The organism is Sphingosinicella sp. LHD-64 (assembly GCF_031157375.1).
Lineage (GTDB): Bacteria > Pseudomonadota > Alphaproteobacteria > Sphingomonadales > Sphingomonadaceae > Allosphingosinicella.
In genome coordinates this window covers 248511-263236 of sequence record NZ_JAVIFV010000003.1, presented here as the reverse complement: position 1 = coordinate 263236, position 14726 = coordinate 248511, and the positions used below count along the sequence as shown (strand labels likewise).

The 14726-nt window shown below is 67.2% G+C and carries 19 protein-coding genes; 13 read left to right on the top strand and 6 right to left on the bottom strand.

The window, feature by feature from the left end; all coding sequences use genetic code 11:
• Positions 1–37: 37 nt before the first annotated feature.
• Together RCO27_RS09230 and RCO27_RS09225 are read left to right on the top strand one after the other, a co-directional pair.
• A complete protein-coding gene (locus tag RCO27_RS09230) occupies positions 38–235 on the top strand; it encodes a YnbE family lipoprotein (protein WP_309002384.1) in 198 nt (65 codons plus the stop codon).
• Complete coding sequence (locus tag RCO27_RS09225) at positions 235–627, top strand: YdbL family protein (protein WP_309002383.1); 393 nt, start codon at positions 235–237, stop codon at positions 625–627. Before RCO27_RS09230 ends, RCO27_RS09225 begins: the two co-directional genes overlap by 1 nt.
• A gap of 3 nt (positions 628–630) precedes the next feature.
• On the opposite strand, the gene RCO27_RS09220 is transcribed toward RCO27_RS09225, so the two are convergent.
• Positions 631–1374, bottom strand: a complete 744-nt coding sequence (locus tag RCO27_RS09220; RefSeq protein ID WP_309002382.1) for a PdaC/SigV domain-containing protein — start codon at positions 1372–1374, stop codon at positions 631–633.
• A 166-nt stretch (positions 1375–1540) separates the two neighbouring features.
• On the opposite strand from RCO27_RS09220, the gene RCO27_RS09215 reads away from it, so the two are divergent.
• From RCO27_RS09215 to apaG, 10 genes are all read left to right on the top strand, one after another.
• Positions 1541–1861 carry an AtpZ/AtpI family protein gene (locus tag RCO27_RS09215; RefSeq protein WP_309002381.1) on the top strand — a complete coding sequence of 107 codons (321 nt, stop codon included), beginning with the start codon at positions 1541–1543 and terminating at the stop codon, positions 1859–1861.
• A gap of 30 nt (positions 1862–1891) precedes the next feature.
• Positions 1892–2704 (top strand): F0F1 ATP synthase subunit A, encoded by an 813-nt coding sequence (locus tag RCO27_RS09210; RefSeq protein ID WP_309002380.1) that lies wholly within the window; start codon positions 1892–1894, stop codon positions 2702–2704.
• 26 nt (positions 2705–2730) lie between these two features.
• Positions 2731–2958 (top strand): F0F1 ATP synthase subunit C, encoded by a 228-nt coding sequence (locus RCO27_RS09205; protein WP_309002379.1) that lies wholly within the window; start codon positions 2731–2733, stop codon positions 2956–2958.
• 61 nt (positions 2959–3019) lie between these two features.
• Positions 3020–3538: an ATPase gene (locus RCO27_RS09200; RefSeq protein ID WP_309002378.1), complete on the top strand. Its 519-nt coding sequence runs from the start codon at positions 3020–3022 to the stop codon at positions 3536–3538.
• Entirely contained in the window at positions 3531–4091 is a 561-nt protein-coding gene (locus RCO27_RS09195; protein WP_309002377.1) for a F0F1 ATP synthase subunit B, read from the top strand. The genes RCO27_RS09200 and RCO27_RS09195 overlap by 8 nt, the downstream gene beginning before the upstream one ends.
• A gap of 117 nt (positions 4092–4208) precedes the next feature.
• Positions 4209–6152 (top strand): excinuclease ABC subunit UvrC, encoded by a 1944-nt coding sequence (gene uvrC / locus RCO27_RS09190; RefSeq protein WP_309002376.1) that lies wholly within the window; start codon positions 4209–4211, stop codon positions 6150–6152.
• 9 nt (positions 6153–6161) lie between these two features.
• Positions 6162–7175, top strand: coding sequence for a polysaccharide deacetylase (locus tag RCO27_RS09185; RefSeq protein ID WP_309002375.1), 1014 nt, complete (start codon positions 6162–6164; stop codon positions 7173–7175).
• 4 nt (positions 7176–7179) lie between these two features.
• Entirely contained in the window at positions 7180–8097 is a 918-nt protein-coding gene (locus RCO27_RS09180; protein ID WP_309002374.1) for a GNAT family N-acetyltransferase, read from the top strand.
• A 12-nt stretch (positions 8098–8109) separates the two neighbouring features.
• Complete coding sequence (locus RCO27_RS09175) at positions 8110–8751, top strand: recombination protein O N-terminal domain-containing protein (protein WP_309002373.1); 642 nt, start codon at positions 8110–8112, stop codon at positions 8749–8751.
• Between the two features lie 50 nt (positions 8752–8801).
• Positions 8802–9215, top strand: a complete 414-nt coding sequence (gene apaG / locus RCO27_RS09170) for a Co2+/Mg2+ efflux protein ApaG (protein WP_309002372.1) — start codon at positions 8802–8804, stop codon at positions 9213–9215.
• On the opposite strand, the gene RCO27_RS09165 is transcribed toward apaG, so the two are convergent.
• The gene (locus tag RCO27_RS09165; RefSeq protein ID WP_309002371.1) at positions 9200–9400 is read right to left on the bottom strand and encodes a hypothetical protein; all 201 of its coding nucleotides are present in this window, start codon (positions 9398–9400) and stop codon (positions 9200–9202) included. The genes apaG and RCO27_RS09165 overlap by 16 nt on opposite strands.
• A 67-nt stretch (positions 9401–9467) precedes the next feature.
• On the opposite strand from RCO27_RS09165, the gene RCO27_RS09160 reads away from it, so the two are divergent.
• Positions 9468–9728 carry a hypothetical protein gene (locus tag RCO27_RS09160; protein ID WP_309002370.1) on the top strand — a complete coding sequence of 87 codons (261 nt, stop codon included), beginning with the start codon at positions 9468–9470 and terminating at the stop codon, positions 9726–9728.
• On the opposite strand, the gene RCO27_RS09155 is transcribed toward RCO27_RS09160, so the two are convergent.
• From RCO27_RS09155 to RCO27_RS09140, 4 genes are all read right to left on the bottom strand, one after another.
• On the bottom strand, positions 9723–10028 hold the full coding sequence (locus RCO27_RS09155; RefSeq protein WP_309002369.1) for a hypothetical protein: 306 nt from the start codon (positions 10026–10028) through the stop codon (positions 9723–9725). The genes RCO27_RS09160 and RCO27_RS09155 overlap by 6 nt on opposite strands.
• On the bottom strand, positions 10028–10759 hold the full coding sequence (locus RCO27_RS09150; protein WP_309002368.1) for a 2OG-Fe(II) oxygenase family protein: 732 nt from the start codon (positions 10757–10759) through the stop codon (positions 10028–10030). The genes RCO27_RS09155 and RCO27_RS09150 overlap by 1 nt, the downstream gene beginning before the upstream one ends.
• Complete coding sequence (parE, locus tag RCO27_RS09145) at positions 10756–12780, bottom strand: DNA topoisomerase IV subunit B (RefSeq protein ID WP_309002367.1); 2025 nt, start codon at positions 12778–12780, stop codon at positions 10756–10758. Before parE ends, RCO27_RS09150 begins: the two co-directional genes overlap by 4 nt.
• Before the next feature lie 106 nt (positions 12781–12886).
• Complete coding sequence (locus tag RCO27_RS09140) at positions 12887–13990, bottom strand: hypothetical protein (RefSeq protein ID WP_309002366.1); 1104 nt, start codon at positions 13988–13990, stop codon at positions 12887–12889.
• Positions 13991–14726: the final 736 nt, after the last annotated feature.

The following is a 14726-nucleotide window of genomic DNA, read 5'->3' as shown; positions in this document are numbered from 1 at the left end:
TTTGAAGAGGAAGGTCCGCGATGCGACCCACCGGCTCATGGCCAGATCTTGGGGACGAACGGGGAAGGGGATCGTGGCGCTCGCCGGCGTGGGCTTGGCTGGCGGCTGCGTCCAGGTGACCGCGCCCGAACGGCCGATCGAGATCAACCTCAACATCAACATCCGACAGGAAGTCGTGGTAAGGCTCCAGCAGGACGCCCAGGAGCTGATCCGGAACAACGAGGGAATATTCTGATGACCCGCGAAATGAAACTGATGGTCGCCGCCGCTTTGGGGCTCGCGATGGTCGCGGGCGGGGCGGCTTATGCCTATGCCTATCAGGACGCCGCCGCGCAGCTGCGCGCCTCCGGCCAGGCCGGCGAGCAGGCCGACGGCTATATGGGCGTGGTCGGCTCCGCGCCGGCCAATATCCGCTCGCAGGTGGAGCAGATCAACATCCAGCGCCGCGCTGCCTATACCCAGCTCGCCCAGCAGCGCGGCGTGACGATCGAGGAGGCCGCCGCCGCGACCGCCTGCCAGATCTTCGCCGGCCGGATCGGCGCGGGGCAGTATTATCGCCTCCCCGACGGCGTCTGGCGCCAGCGCAACGGCAACGAGCCGGTGCCGCGGCCGAGCCATTGCGGGTAAGGCTTATTCCGCCTCGTCGCTGACCGGCCGGAAATCCGGCCCAGGCACTTCGAAGGCGGGGCGATAGTCGGCCTCGATGGCCGCGAGATCGGCGTCGCCGAACGCAACGTCGATCACATAGTCGCCCTCGACATAGGGTCCGGCCGCATAGGGTGGCAGCAGGATGCGCAGCGTGTCGAACCGGCCGTTCCGGTCGCGGTCGGCAGGCGCGAGCACCTGCTGGTCGATCCCCGGGCAGTCGCCGAACAGGTCGCCCTGCGGAGTGGGTTCGCCGCGGCGTTCCTCGCGCTCGACGACGAGCGCGGCGCAATAGCGGTCGCCGAGGCCGGCCAGGGCCGATCCGAACAGGCTGGGCGTGTCGAGCACCCGATGCGCCTGCTTGTCCCACAGCATCGCGGCGAACAGCAGGTTGCTGTGCGCGCCGCCGGTATAGGTGCTGGCCGAGGAGGAAAGGCTGAGCAGTCGCGGCGTGTCGCCGTCGACGATCCATGATTCGCCGTAATGATGCGCATTGAATGGCGCCTCGGCCGGGCGGGTGCGCCGGTCTTCCTCGGCCGTCCGCCTGGCCTCGAAACGGGCCGCCTCCATCCGCTCTTCGAGAATGGCGTTGAGCGCCGGATCGCGTACGGCTTCGGCCGGCCAGGCATAGCTGAACTCGAGCAGCTCGGTCTCCTCGGTGCGGTTGAAATCGCCGGGCTGGGCGGCGAGGGCGAGCAGGGCGGTGACGACGATCATGTCCGTTTTCATACCGCCTCCGGCGCGCCCGCCAAGTCCGGCCGTTGCTGCATTGCGGCGATATGTTGACTTGGCCCCCACCGCTTCCTAAAGGAACCCCGCCTTGGCGGGTTTGTTCGCCGGCATGTCCTCGCCCCGATCAGTCCCAATTACGGCGGCTTGTTCCACGGGAGACGGCATGCAGGAAAACGAGCCCTGGCAGGACCCTGGCCTTCCTGAAGATGCGCGGCTGACATCGCTCGACAAGCGGTTGAGGCAGGCACAAGCGCAGGAGGCCGCTCGAACGGGGACGACGGACCCCGCATCCAACCGGGGACGATCCCAGGGGATGCGGATCCTCTCCGACCTGATCGGCATTCCGCTCGGCAGCGCCCTCATCGGCTGGCTGATCGACGGATGGGCGGGGACCCGGCCCTGGGTGATGTTGGCGATGATGTTCCTCGGGTTCGGAATCGCCATCAGGAACGTGCTTTGGATTTCAAGACAGCCGCCGAAATAGGCGCTGGCAAAGGATAAGGGTTACAGACGCGTGGCGGCCGAGCAATCCACCATCGACCCGATGCACCAGTTCCAGATCGATTCCCTCGCGGGATCGCTCTCGGGCAACCCGTTCGCCTTCACCAACAGCGCGCTGTGGATGATGATCGTGCTCGGCGCGATCCTCGTCTTCATGATCGGCGGGATGAAGCGCGAGCTCGTTCCCGGCCGCTGGCAGCTCATGGTGGAAGGGATCACCGGCTTCATCAGCTCGCTGATCGACACCAATATCGGGCCGGAGGGGCGCAAGTACCTCCCCTGGGTGTTCACCGTCTTCATCTTCATCCTGTTCTCCAACCTGATGGGCATGATGCCGTTCGGCGTTCTCAGCCCTGTCGCGGAATATGTTCCCGGGGTTGGCCTCGTCTCGCACCCGTTCACGATCACCAGCCAGTTCACGATCACCGGCGTGCTCGCGATCATCAGCTTCTCGATCGTGCTGATCGTCGGCTTCTGGAAGCACGGCTTCCACTTCTTCTCGCTGTTCATTCCGCATGGCACGCCGAAGGTGCTGCTGCCGCTCATCTTCCTGATCGAGCTGCTCTCCTTCCTGGTCCGTCCGTTCAGCCTCGCGCTGCGACTGTTCGTGGCGATGATCGCCGGCCACATCCTGGTGAAGGTATTCGGCAGCTTCGTCGTCTCCGGCCTCTCTTCGGATGGGCCAATGGGCTGGGGCGTCGCCCTGCTGAGCTTCGTCTTCATCGCCGGTGTCAGCGCGCTCGAGCTGCTGGTCTGCGCGATCCAGGCCTATGTCTTCGCCCTCTTGACGTCGCTGTACATCAACGACGCGGAAAATCTTCACTAAGTCATTGAATCACAAAGGAGCTTAACATGGACTTCGCATCTGCTCAGGTCATCGGCGCCGGTCTCGCCGCCATTGGTGTCGGCGCCGCCGCGGCGGGCGTCGGTACGGTCTTCGGCTCGTTCCTCCAGGGCGCGCTGCGCAACCCGGCTGCGGCCGACAGCCAGCAGGGCCGTCTCTTCATCGGCTTCGCGGCCGCCGAGCTGCTCGGCCTGATCGCGTTCGCCGTCGCGATGATCATTCTCTACGCCCGTTAAGTTCAGGCGGTGGCGGGCCCCGGCCCGCCGCATCCACACAGGCTAGAGAAGAAGGCCCGAAATGCCTCAGATCAACCAGCTCGCCGACGTCCTCTACTCGCAGCTCTTCTGGCTCGCGCTTACCCTTGCCGTGATCTATTTCGGCATCGGCAAGGCGATGCTCCCGAAGATCCTGGGGACGATGGACGCCCGCGATTCCCGGATCGCCGACGATCTCGCCGCCGCCCAGGTCGCGCGCGAGGCCGCCGACGCGACCGAGGAGGCCTATCGCGCCAGGGTGTTGGAGAACCGCACCGAGGCGGCGAAGCTGACCGCGGCCGCCAAGTCGGACGCCGCCCGCGCCACCGAGGCACAGGTCGCGAAGGCGGACGAGAAGATCCGGGGCAAGGTCGAGAAGGCGGAGGCGCGGCTGCGTGCCGCGACCGACGCCGCGCTGGCCGATATCGAGAACGTCGCTGCCGAGGCGGCACAGGACATGGTGACGCGCCTCGCGGGCGTTTCCGTCAGCAAGGCCGACGCGGCCCAGGCAGTGAAGGCGGCCCTTCGACAGGGCTCAGGACAGGCTTTGGCCAATGGCTAATCATCTTCCCGCAACCACCGACGCCCACGCCTCGACCGAGGATCATGGCGGTGGCTACGCCCAGCCGACCGCCTGGGGTTTCGCTGCCGACGGCTGGGTCGCGCTGGCGATGCTGGCCGTGTTCGCGCTGATGATCTGGAAGAAGGTCCCGTCGGCGATCGGCAAGGCGCTGGACAAGAAGATCGGCACGATCCGCCAGCAACTCGACGAGGCCACGCAGCTCCGCAAGGAAGCCGAGGCGCTGCGCGCGGAATATGAGGCGAAGTCCGCTCAGGCGAGCGCTGAGGCCGCGATGATGGTCGAGCGCGCCAGGACCGAGGCCGCCGGCATCGTCGCCCAGGCCGAGACCGACGCCGCTGCCCTGATCGAGCGCCGCACCCGCATGGCCGAGGACAAGATCGCCGCCGCCGAGCGCGCCGCGGTCGACGAGGTCCGCGCCAGAGCCGCCCGCGCCGCTGCCGTGGCTGCCGAGAGCCTGATCCGCGACAAGCTGGATGCCAAGGGCGACAAGGCGATGGTCGACGCGACCATTGCGGGACTGGGTCGCCGCTAGGTCCGTCATCCTGGCGAAAGCCAGGATCCCTCTTTTCTGCCGAATAGGCATTGAGATTCCGGCTTTCGCCGGAATGACGATGTGGCGAGGGCGGGGCGAAGCCCCTAAGTTGCCCTCGTGACCAGCAAAGCCGACCGCCCCGACCAACCCAATGCATCCTCGCGCTTCAACGAGGAGAAGGCCACGTATACCGTGCGTGGCGATGGTACGCCCGATCTCGAGGCGGGCATCGCGGCGATTCGCGCCTGCGTGAAGACCCTGCCCGTGCGTTCGGGCGTCTACCGGATGCTCGATGCGCGCGGGGACGTTCTCTATGTCGGCAAGGCGCGCGCGCTGAAGAATCGGGTGACGAGCTACACCCAGGTGCCGCGGCTGACGAAGCGGCTGCAGCGGATGGTCTCCCAGACCCGCTCGATGCAGATCGTCACGACCCACAACGAAGCCGAGGCGCTGCTGCTCGAGGCGCAGCTCATCAAGCACTACCGGCCGCCCTACAACGTCCTGCTGCGCGACGACAAAAGCTTCCCCTTCATCCTGCTGCGCGAGGATCATGCCTTCCCGCGCGTCCAGCTCCATCGCGGCGCGAGGCGGATCAAGGGGCAATATTACGGGCCGTTCGCCAGCGCCGGATCGGTGCGCGAGACGTTGAACGCACTGCAGAAATTGTTCCTGCTCCGGAGCTGCTCCGACAGCTTCTTCGCCAATCGCTCGCGGCCGTGCCTGCTCTACCAGATCCGCCGCTGCTCGGCGCCCTGCGTCGACCGGATCGACGCGGCCGGCTATGATGAGCTGGTCCGCGACGCCAAGGACTATCTCGGCGGCCGTTCGACCAAGGTGCAGACCAAGCTGCAGGGCCTGATGAGCGCCGCTTCGGACGCCATGGATTTCGAGCTGGCGGCGATCTACCGCGATCGCCTCCGCGCGCTTACCTACATCCAGGGCAGCCAGGCGATCCATGCCGAGAAGCTGGGCGACGCCGATCTGTTCGCGCTCGCCTCCAGGGGCGGGCAGATGTGCATCCAGGCCTTCTTCATCCGCGGCGGCCAGAACTGGGGCCATCGCAGCTTCTTCCCGGCGCACACCAGCGACGTGCCGGAGGCCGAGGTGCTGTCCAGCTTCCTCGCGCAATTCTACGAGGAGGTGCCGCCGGCGCGGCAGATTCTGACCGACCGGGAATTGCCCGAAGCGGCGCTGCTCGCCGAAGCCTTTTCCGAGCGTGCGGGGCGCAAGGTCCAGCTCAAGACCCCGGTGCGCGGCGAGACCGCCAAGATGATCCGCCAGGCCGGCCGCAATGCCGAGGAGGAGCTGGACCGCCGGCTCGCCGAAAGCTCGACGACGCTCAAGAACCTGCGCGAGCTGGCCGACCTGTTCGAGCTGCCCGAGCCGCCGGAGCGGATCGAGGTTTACGACAACAGCCATGTGATGGGTACGAACGCGGTCGGCGCGATGATCGTCGCGGGGCCGGAGGGCTTCCGCAAGAACGCCTATCGCAAGTTCAACATCAAACGTCCCGAGACCGTCCCCGGCGACGATTTCGCGATGATGCGCGAGGTGCTGGGCCGCCGCTTCGCCCGGCTCGAGAAGGAGGATCCGGACCGCTCGAAGGGCGAATGGCCGGACCTCCTGCTGATCGACGGCGGAAAGGGGCAGCTCTCGTCGGTGTGCGAGGTGATGGAAGATGCCGGCGTCCATGACGTGCCGGTGATCGGCGTCTCCAAGGGGCCCGACCGCAATGCCGGCCGCGAGACCTTCCACTTCCCGAACGGGCGCGAAATCACGCTGCCGCCCAACTCGCCCACGCTGTTCTACCTCCAGCGGCTGCGCGACGAAGCGCACCGGTTCGCGATCGGCGCCCACCGCACCAAGCGCGCCAAATCGATGGTGACGAGCCCGCTCGACGAGGTCCCCGGCATCGGCCCGGGCCGGAAGCGCGCCCTCCTGATGCACTTCGGCACCGCCCGCGCCGTCAAGGCTGCAGCACTGGAGGACCTGGAGAAGGTCCCCGGCATCAGCCGCGCGACGGCGCAGGGCATTTACGATTATTTTCACCCCCGCGGCTAAACCGCCGGGATGGCCGCGCCCGTCCTTATCACGGTCGATACCGAGCTGACCTCCCGCCACTATCGGCCGGGCGGCGACTGGCGTACAAACTTCGAGCGGAGCATCGAGCCGGCAGGCGTCGGTATCTCCTGGCAGCTCGAGGTGCTGGCCAAGCATGGTCTCAAGGCCTGCTTCTTTGTCGATCCGATGCCGGCGCTGCTTTATGGCCCCGAACCGATTCGGCGGATTGTCGGGCCGATTCTCGCGGCAGGACAGGAGGTGCAGTTGCACCTTCATGCCCATTGGCAGGCCTTGGCAGCGGGCTCCGACCCTGTCGGGGTCGAGCTTACATCCTACGACCGGACGGGCCAACGGGAGCTGCTCGCGCGGGCGCGCGATCTGCTGATGACTGCCGGCGCGCCCCGTCCGATCGCCTTCCGCGGTGGCAGCTATGCCGCGAACATCGACACGCTGTCAGCGCTCGCCGAGCTGGGCTTCGCTTATGATGCGAGCCACAACGGCAGTCACCGATCGTTGAGCCTCATCCCTTTGCCTGCGCGTCAGATCGCTCCGGTCCGTGTTGGGGGAATCGCCGAGATCCCGGTGGGACAGCTCGAGGAGCGGTCCGGTCAGCTGCGCCACCTGCAGATCTGCGCCGTGTCGGCCGCCGAGCTGCTCGGCGCGCTCCGCCATGCGGCGAAGCACCGCCATCCGCTGACCACGATCGTCAGCCACAGCTTCGAGCTTGCCTCGCGTGACGGGCTCCGGCCCAACCGCGTGGTCCAGCGCCGCTTCGAGCGGCTGTGCGCATTGCTTGCCGCAAGGCGCGATCTGCATCCCACCATGTCCTTTGCCGAGCTTGGCGACATCGATCTCTCCTCGGCCGCGCAACCGATGCCCGCCAGACCACTGCGAACCGCGCGCCGCGTCGTCGAACAGGTGTGGGCGGGGACCCGTTACGAGCGGCCCGTCGAGGCGGCGACCGCGACCTGCGGCTCCTCGATGCACGGCGTCGAAATGCTGCTGCCCCTGCTTGGCGGATAGCTGCATGGCGCCCTCTGCCATACCGGTCACCCTGCCGCTGCGTGTTGGCGCCCGCACCCTTTGGCGCTTTCGGCGCCCGCTCATCCGCACGCATATCGGGCTTGCGGCTGCGCTGACGGGCGAGGTGCCGAGGCTGGCCGCACTGCCGAGCGGTGCCGAGGGCTACCTGATCACTGCCTTGCCGGCCCATCTCGTCGCCCCGCTTCGCGCGGCTCTTCCGGAACTGCATGGGTTCGTCCGTCAGCATTATTCTCGTCACCATGCGGATCTTCGCATCGGTTTTGACGCCTATCTCGCCGGCTTCTCCGCCAAGACCCGCTCGACCTTGCGCCGGAAGGTGCGGCGCCTCGCCGATCGCTCGGGCGGTGCGCTCGATCTGCGAGCCTACCGCGCGCCCGGCGAGATGGCGGAGTTCCATCGCCTGGCCCGTCAGGTTTCGGCACGGACCTACCAGGAGCGCCTGCTGGATGCCGGCCTGCCCGAGGGATCGGAAGCGCTGACGCGACTGGAGGCGTTGGCACGGCGCGATGCGGTGCGCGGCTGGGTCCTGCTCGTCGACGACGAACCGATCAGCTATCTCCACGCGCCGGCAGAGGGAGAGGTGCTCCTCTACGCCCATCTCGGCTACGACCCCGATTTCGCCGATTTCTCGCCGGGCACGGTGCTCCAGGTCGAGGCGATGCGTCAGCTCATGGGCGAACGCCGCTTCGCCTGGTTCGATTTTACCGAAGGGGATGGCGCCCACAAACGCCTGTTCGCCACCGGGTCGATCGACAGCGTCGATCTGCTGCTCCTGCGCCGCACGCCCGCCAACCTGCTGCTTGGTCGCACGCTCGACGGTTTCGACCATGCGGTCAGGTTCGCAAAGCGAGCCGCAGGCGCCACCGGGATGGAAAGGCTCGTGCGCGGCGCGCTCCATTGATAGTCTCGGGCGATGCAGCTCCTGACCGAGGCCGTGATCGTTGCCGTCCGCGCGCATGGCGAGCATGGCGCGATCGTCCGGGCGCTGACGCCGGACGAGGGTGTTCGGGCGGGCTACGTCCGCGGCGGGCGCTCGCGGCGGCTGCGGCCCGTGCTGATGCCGGGCAATCGCATTCAGGCCGAATTCCGGGCACGAACCGACGAGCAGCTCGCCCATCTGACCGCCGAGCTGGCGCACAGCCGCGCCTTCCTGCTGTCGGAACCGCTGGCAGCCGCCGGGATCGAATGGGCCTGTGCGCTGACCGCCGCGGCACTGCCTGAAGGTCAGCCCTATCCGGCGCTCCATGCGGGATTGGAGGGATTGCTGGCGGCGATCGAAGCTGCGCCCAGCGCACGAGGCTGGAGCGCCGCACTGGTACGCTATGAACTGCTGCTGCTCGACCAGCTCGGCTTCGGTCTCGACGAGGATCGCATCCTCGGCCTGCCGCCGGCGCTGTTGCGGGGGACGGCGACACCGTCCTGGGACACGATCCGCGAGGGCCTGCGCGTCACCGAAGCCTTCCTTGCCCGCGACGTGCTCGTCGACCGGCGGGCGGAGGTGCTGGCGGGCCGGGAGCGCCTGGTCGAACGCCTGAAGCGCATGGCCATCTCGTGATGCGACCTTGCATGGTTGACCTGTCGTCCGCGGCGTCACACATCAGAAGCGTGAAACAACTCTTCCCCCATTCCGCCACGACCGGCGACATCACCGTCCGGGTCTCGGTCAGCTTCCTTCCCGAGCAGTCGGAGCCCGCCAAGGGTCGCTGGTTCTGGGCCTATCACATCCGCATCGAGAACGAGGGCGCCGCGGCGATCCAGCTGATAAGCCGCGAATGGGTCATCAGCGACGGACGCGGCATCACCCAGCAGGTACGCGGCGAGGGCGTGGTCGGCGAGCAGCCGGTGCTCGAGCCCGGCGGATCGTTCGACTATGTCTCGGGCTGCCCGCTCAGCACGCCGACCGGCCACATGGAAGGCCGCTATTTCATGATCGGAGAGGGCGGCGACTCCTTCGCCGTCGAGATTCCCCGCTTCCCGCTGATTGCGCCGATCGAGGGCGTCACTCAGGCGAAGGTGTAGCCGATCGCGTTCCGCCGCGTCCGCTCGTTCGCGCTGCGGACGAGCCCGGGCATCAGGAAGGCGTCGCCGATCACCCACAGCAGACCGGCGAGCAGCCCCAGGATGCCGAAGAGGAAGCCGCCCAGGACCATCAGCCAGCTGATGAACCAGAGGCAGACCTGCGCGACGGCCGAGGTGCCGAACATAGAGTTAAGGCGAATGGAAACCCCGGCCGCGGGGCGGCGTTACCTTCCCCGAGCAAAGGAGAGGGACATGCCGGTTTCGAACACCAGCCTGATCGAGCGGATCGCGCGCGTGATTGCCGGGCGGGTCGTCAGCAGCAACGCCGGCGGCAGCGACGCCTCCGCCGCCGATATCGTCGACACGGTCTGGCGCGATTATCGCGAGGACGCCCTGTCGATCATCCGGACGCTGCGCGAGCCCGATCCGACGATGGCGGCGGCGGGCGACGTCGCGGTGTGGGAACGGATGATCGAAGCGGCGCTCAATGAGGCGGAAGCCGGCGCCTCATAGCCCGAGACGCGGCCATATAGTCGCGAGCGCGTAGCCGGCCGGCAGCAGCAGCACGAGCCCGATCATGATGTCGAAGCCGCGGATCGGCCGCATCAGCTGGCTGGTGCCGCGCACCCGCATGTCGCGCGCCGTGATCAGCAGCACGGAGGCGCCGCACAGGGCGGTCAGGGCGAGCAGGAGCGCATAAGGATAGAGCAGCCCGCCGGGCCAGCTGTCGATCGCCGCCGCCGCGAGGAAAGCCGCGATCCCGGCCACGATCCCGGTCCCGGTCGCCCGCTGGATCGTCCATCGGCGCAGCATCACCAATCCCGGAACCAGCCCGTGATTGCATAGCGGCCCACGGGCGCGAACGGCGGCACATAGGTGACATTGTGCTTCTGCGGCACGGCGAAGAGGTTGAGGGCGTTGAACCGGGGGCGATAGCCGGCGATCACATCGCCATCGTCGTCATAGAATTGCAGATAGCCGCCCCATTCGGGCCGCCAGTCGTCGATCGCCATGTTGAGCACATAGGCGACCCGCCAGCCCTCCATGACATGGCTGTCGTCGTGCATCGAAAGGAAATGGCTCGGCTGGTACAGCGTGCCTTGCGCATCGGCCTTCACGAGGCCGGAAAAGCCCGTGACCTCGCGCACCAGATCGAGGAACGGCTCCGCGTTGATATATTCCATGATGAGGTCGTGCGGCGCGCCTTCGTCCCACTTCTCCTGATAGGCGGTCAGCAGCGGGTAGCAACCGTAGACGAAGGCATAGTCCCGGCCCTGCATCGCCTTCATCAGCTTCTGGCCGATCGCCGCCTTGTCTTGCGGAGCGGCTTGCCGCATCTCCGCGGCCCGCATCATGTGCGGCCCGTCGCCGGCCGCTTCCCACGCGACGCCCCAATCGGTGCCGGCCAGGACCTTCCGGACCTCCTGGGCGGTCTCCTCGGTGAGGACGTCGCGGATCTGCACGCGCCGGTCACGCGCGAAGCGCAGCGCGAGCGCCTGGCGATCGAGCGCCGGATTCACCTCGAACAACGGCACGCCGCTCATGCGTCGATCTCCTCCTCGTCCAGCTCGGCGGCATGGGCCTGGATGAAGTGGAAGCGATGCTCGGGATTGCGGCCCATCAGCCGGTCGACGAGGTCGCGGACCGCGAACCGCTCCTCGGGTTCGGGCGGGAGGGTGATGCGGAGCATGCCCCGCGTCTTCGGGTCCATCGTGGTTTCCTTGAGCTGGCCGGGATTCATCTCGCCCAGACCCTTGAAGCGGGAGACCTCGACCTTCTTGCCCTTGAACAGCTCGCGCTCCAGCTCGGCGCGATGCGCTTCGTCGCGGGCATAGGCGATCGTCCCGCCGGCCGAGAGCCGGTAGAGCGGCGGCTGGGCGAGGAAGAGGTGGCCGCGCTTCACCAGCTCCGGCATTTCCTGAAAGAAGAAGGTCATCAGCAGGGTCGCGATATGGGCGCCGTCGACATCGGCGTCGGTCATGATGACGATGCGCTCGTACCTGAGGTCGTCTGGATTGCAGCGCTCGCGCGTGCCGCAGCCCAGCGCCTGGACCAGGTCCGCGATCTCCTGATTGGCGCGGATCTTGTCGGCGGTGGCGGAGGCGACGTTCAGGATCTTGCCGCGGATCGGCAGGATCGCCTGGGTCTTGCGGTCGCGCGCCTGCTTGGCGGAGCCGCCGGCGCTGTCGCCCTCGACGATGAACAATTCGGTGCCCGCCGGATCGTCGTTGGCGCAGTCGGTGAGCTTGCCGGGCAAACGCAGCTTGCGGCCGGACGTCGCGGTCTTGCGCTTGATCTCCCGCTCGGCGCGTCGCTTGAGGCGCTCGTCCATCCGGTCGAGCACGAAGCCGAGCAAAGCGCGCCCGCGCTCCATATGGTCGGCGAGATAATGGTCGAAATGGTCGCGCACCGCCGTCTCGACCAGCCGGGCGGCGTCGGGCGAGGTCAGCCGGTCCTTGGTCTGGCTCTGGAACTGCGGATCGCGGATGAACACCGAGAGCATGATCTCCGCGCCCGCAAGCGCGTCCTCGGCCTGGATGTCCTTGGCCTTCTTCTGGCCGACCAGCTCGCCGAACGCGCGGATGCCGCGGGTCAACGCCATGCGCAGGCCGGCCTCGTGCGTGCCGCCGTCGGGTGTCGGGATGGTGTTGCAGTAATAGGATTGGCCGCCCTCCCCCCAGACCGGCCAGGCCACCGCCCATTCGACCGATCCCTGCGTGTTCGGGAAGTCGTGGCGACCGGTGAACGGCGTGCTGGTCGCCGTCTCCTTGTCGCCGAGCTGCTCCTTCAGGTGATCGGCGAGGCCGCCGGGGAACTGGAACACCGCCTCGGCCGGCACGTCGTCGCTGGCGAGTTCGGGATCGCAGCGCCAGCGGATCTCGACCCCGGCGAACAGATACGCCTTGGAGCGGGCGAGCCGGTAGAGCCGCGCCGGCTTGAACCTGGCGTCCTCGCCGAAGATTTCGGGATCGGGCGTGAAGGTGGTGCTGGTGCCGCGCCGGTTCTGGGTGGCGCCGATCTCGACCAGCTGCGAGGTCGGCGTGCCCTTCGAGAAGGTCTGGCGGAAAACCTGCTTGTTGCGTGCCACCTCGACGATCGTCTCGATCGACAGCGCGTTGACGACGCTGACGCCGACGCCGTGCAGGCCGCCCGAGGTCGCATAGGCCTTGTCGGAGAATTTGCCGCCGGAATGGAGCGTGGTGAGGATCACCTCCAGCGCCGACTTGCCCGGATATTTGGGATGCTCGTCGACCGGGATGCCGCGGCCGTTGTCGGAGATCGTCAGGCGCCCCGCCGTGCCCTCCACCGCTTCCAGCGTCACCTCGATCCGGCTGGCATGGCCCGCCACCGCCTCGTCCATACTGTTGTCGAGCACCTCGGCGGCGAGGTGGTGGAGCGCGCGCTCGTCGGTGCCGCCGATATACATGCCGGGCCGGCGGCGGACGGGCTCGAGGCCCTCCAGCACCTCGATGGCGCTGGCGTCGTAATCGGTGCCGGTGCGGGAAGCCCCTCGGCTGGGCTCGGAATGAACTCGACCTCCGGTCGAAGCGAACAGATCGGACATGGCGAAGCTATAGGGGCCGGGGAGTCCCGGGGGCAAGATTTCCGTCCTGTTCTATCCACAAGTGCGGAGGTTCGACGAAGGCATGTCGAAGAGCGGTGTCTGCCATTCAAGCGCGGTCTCCGCCGGAAGTTTCAGAAGTTTCGGCTTCCCTGGGCGAAAAATCCGGTAGCGGCCCGAAGGCCGCGAACGCCTGTGAGATGTCCGCAAAATAGGTGTCGCGGCGGTGGGCCGCATAGGCCGTGCCGATGGCGCTGAGCCGCGCCGCGTGCGCCTCCATGATCGCTTCCTCGTCGTCGGTCAGCCGGCGGCGATAGCCGAACTCGCCATGCCGGCCCTCCTCGACGCCCGTGAAGCCGTCCGGCGGCAGGAGGCAGGTCCACCAGACCCCGTCCCGCTGCCAGACCTCGGCATCGTCTTCGTCGATATCATCCGGATCCGGTGCGGGCGCTTCGGCCCCGGCTTCGGCTGGAGCAGGCGCGCTCGGCACGGGCGGCGGCGTGCCCGCGCCGATCGCCTCGACCCAGGGCTCCCATTGGTCGGCGACGGCCTTGGCGTCGTCGGGCTCGTCGAGCAGGTGGGCAGTACGCCCGAGCAGGTAGACGAGCAGCCGGTTGTCGTAGACCCGCTCTTCGCTTTTCAGCTCGCCGTGCCAATAGTGGCGCTTCACCGTGCCCTCGATCGCCCGCTCGAAGGCGATGGCGCGCAGCCGCCGGGCGCCGAAGCGCATCGCCGCCTCGCAGGCGAGATCGAAGGACCGGGCGTCGGCGCGGCGGCGGACGCGATTGATCGCCTGCTCGGAGACGCCGATCCGCGCCGCGGCGACGCGGGCGACGCCGCAATCGGCCAGCGCTTCGACATATTCGCGCTGCTTCTCCGGTGTCAGGCCGTCGCTGCGGTAGCGCAGCGGCGCCGGATCGAAATCCAGCAGGTCCCCGCTTTCGGCGGGCGCGGGTTCGCCGAACAGCTCGGGATAGGCGGCGCGGGCGCGCGCCTCCAGCCGCGGCGTGACCACCCCGCCGCCCTGGCGGATGCCGTCGCACAGGCCGGCGAAATAGGCGTCGGACTCGGCCTCGGTCGCGAACTCGAAGTCGCTGGCCGGATCATAGGCCGGATCGCCGGGGCGCGGCCGGTAGGTTTCGGCAAAGGCGGGCTCATCGGTCGCCGCCTCGTGACGGAGCGCAGGGCTGTGCGCGAATCGGTTCTCTGTCATTCGACAGTATGAACCATAAAGGTTCAAAATAGGAAAGTGGTTGTGCGTGAACTGTGTTGTCAGTTATGTCCGCTATGGTTGGAAGGCGGCTTTGTTCTGAGTTGGCACCCGCACCTTTTCGTCAGTGCGGCTGCGCCCCTCCCGCACCCATGGCGGCGGCAATCTCGACCCTCAACCGTCTTAGATTAGGTAGCAACGTCTGATTAGCCTGCCGTTGCTACCGCTGACCCGGCGCCCGGACGACACCTCCCGGACAGACGAACAGATGACGTCCCTGTTATTCGGCGCGGTTGCCCTGAAGCGGCCACTCGGTGTCACGACCTGCGCTCGAGAAAGTAGGGCCTCCCTCGTTCTCGTTGGAACTAAGGGTTCTCCATTTCTGATGACGACTGATCGTATGCGATAGGGGCCGGAGGTCTCGCTCAACCTCGCCCATCGAACCCGAAATCTGCCAACGGTATCCCAACGGTAGCGGGGGCTTCGTCCGTAAAGGTGATGGAGCGCGTGCCGGGCTCGGTAAACCTCACTTCGCGATCGTAGCAGGAGCTCATAACGTTCAGGTCCCGAATCGCGGTGTGGTGGTCCGGAGTCCATATCGCACCAGGATCGGGATATCCTCCTTCGCCGATCCAGCAGAGTCTCAGCGGAACCCAAGTGTCGGCGATGACGACCCCGTGCTCTCGCGGTGTCCACTCTGCTCTGGCGTTTGCCGACGGCTGGGCTTCTGCCGAAGCAG

What these genes read in the sequence shown, in the direction of transcription:
- RCO27_RS09140 (WP_309002366.1), bottom strand. Translation starts at nt 13,990, where the DNA reads ATGACAGAGAACCGATTCGCGCACAGCCCTGCGCTCCGTCACGAGGCG.
- RCO27_RS09185 (WP_309002375.1), top strand. Translation starts at nt 6,162, where the DNA reads ATGGCCGCGCCCGTCCTTATCACGGTCGATACCGAGCTGACCTCCCGC.
- RCO27_RS09150 (WP_309002368.1), bottom strand. Translation starts at nt 10,759, where the DNA reads ATGAGCGGCGTGCCGTTGTTCGAGGTGAATCCGGCGCTCGATCGCCAG.
- RCO27_RS09165 (WP_309002371.1), bottom strand. Translation starts at nt 9,400, where the DNA reads ATGTTCGGCACCTCGGCCGTCGCGCAGGTCTGCCTCTGGTTCATCAGC.
- RCO27_RS09195 (WP_309002377.1), top strand. Translation starts at nt 3,531, where the DNA reads ATGGCTAATCATCTTCCCGCAACCACCGACGCCCACGCCTCGACCGAG.
- parE (WP_309002367.1), bottom strand. Translation starts at nt 12,780, where the DNA reads ATGTCCGATCTGTTCGCTTCGACCGGAGGTCGAGTTCATTCCGAGCCC.
- RCO27_RS09200 (WP_309002378.1), top strand. Translation starts at nt 3,020, where the DNA reads ATGCCTCAGATCAACCAGCTCGCCGACGTCCTCTACTCGCAGCTCTTC.
- RCO27_RS09155 (WP_309002369.1), bottom strand. Translation starts at nt 10,028, where the DNA reads ATGCTGCGCCGATGGACGATCCAGCGGGCGACCGGGACCGGGATCGTG.
- RCO27_RS09230 (WP_309002384.1), top strand. Translation starts at nt 38, where the DNA reads ATGGCCAGATCTTGGGGACGAACGGGGAAGGGGATCGTGGCGCTCGCC.
- RCO27_RS09205 (WP_309002379.1), top strand. Translation starts at nt 2,731, where the DNA reads ATGGACTTCGCATCTGCTCAGGTCATCGGCGCCGGTCTCGCCGCCATT.
- RCO27_RS09220 (WP_309002382.1), bottom strand. Translation starts at nt 1,374, where the DNA reads ATGAAAACGGACATGATCGTCGTCACCGCCCTGCTCGCCCTCGCCGCC.
- RCO27_RS09175 (WP_309002373.1), top strand. Translation starts at nt 8,110, where the DNA reads ATGCAGCTCCTGACCGAGGCCGTGATCGTTGCCGTCCGCGCGCATGGC.
- RCO27_RS09225 (WP_309002383.1), top strand. Translation starts at nt 235, where the DNA reads ATGACCCGCGAAATGAAACTGATGGTCGCCGCCGCTTTGGGGCTCGCG.
- RCO27_RS09180 (WP_309002374.1), top strand. Translation starts at nt 7,180, where the DNA reads ATGGCGCCCTCTGCCATACCGGTCACCCTGCCGCTGCGTGTTGGCGCC.
- RCO27_RS09160 (WP_309002370.1), top strand. Translation starts at nt 9,468, where the DNA reads ATGCCGGTTTCGAACACCAGCCTGATCGAGCGGATCGCGCGCGTGATT.
- RCO27_RS09215 (WP_309002381.1), top strand. Translation starts at nt 1,541, where the DNA reads ATGCAGGAAAACGAGCCCTGGCAGGACCCTGGCCTTCCTGAAGATGCG.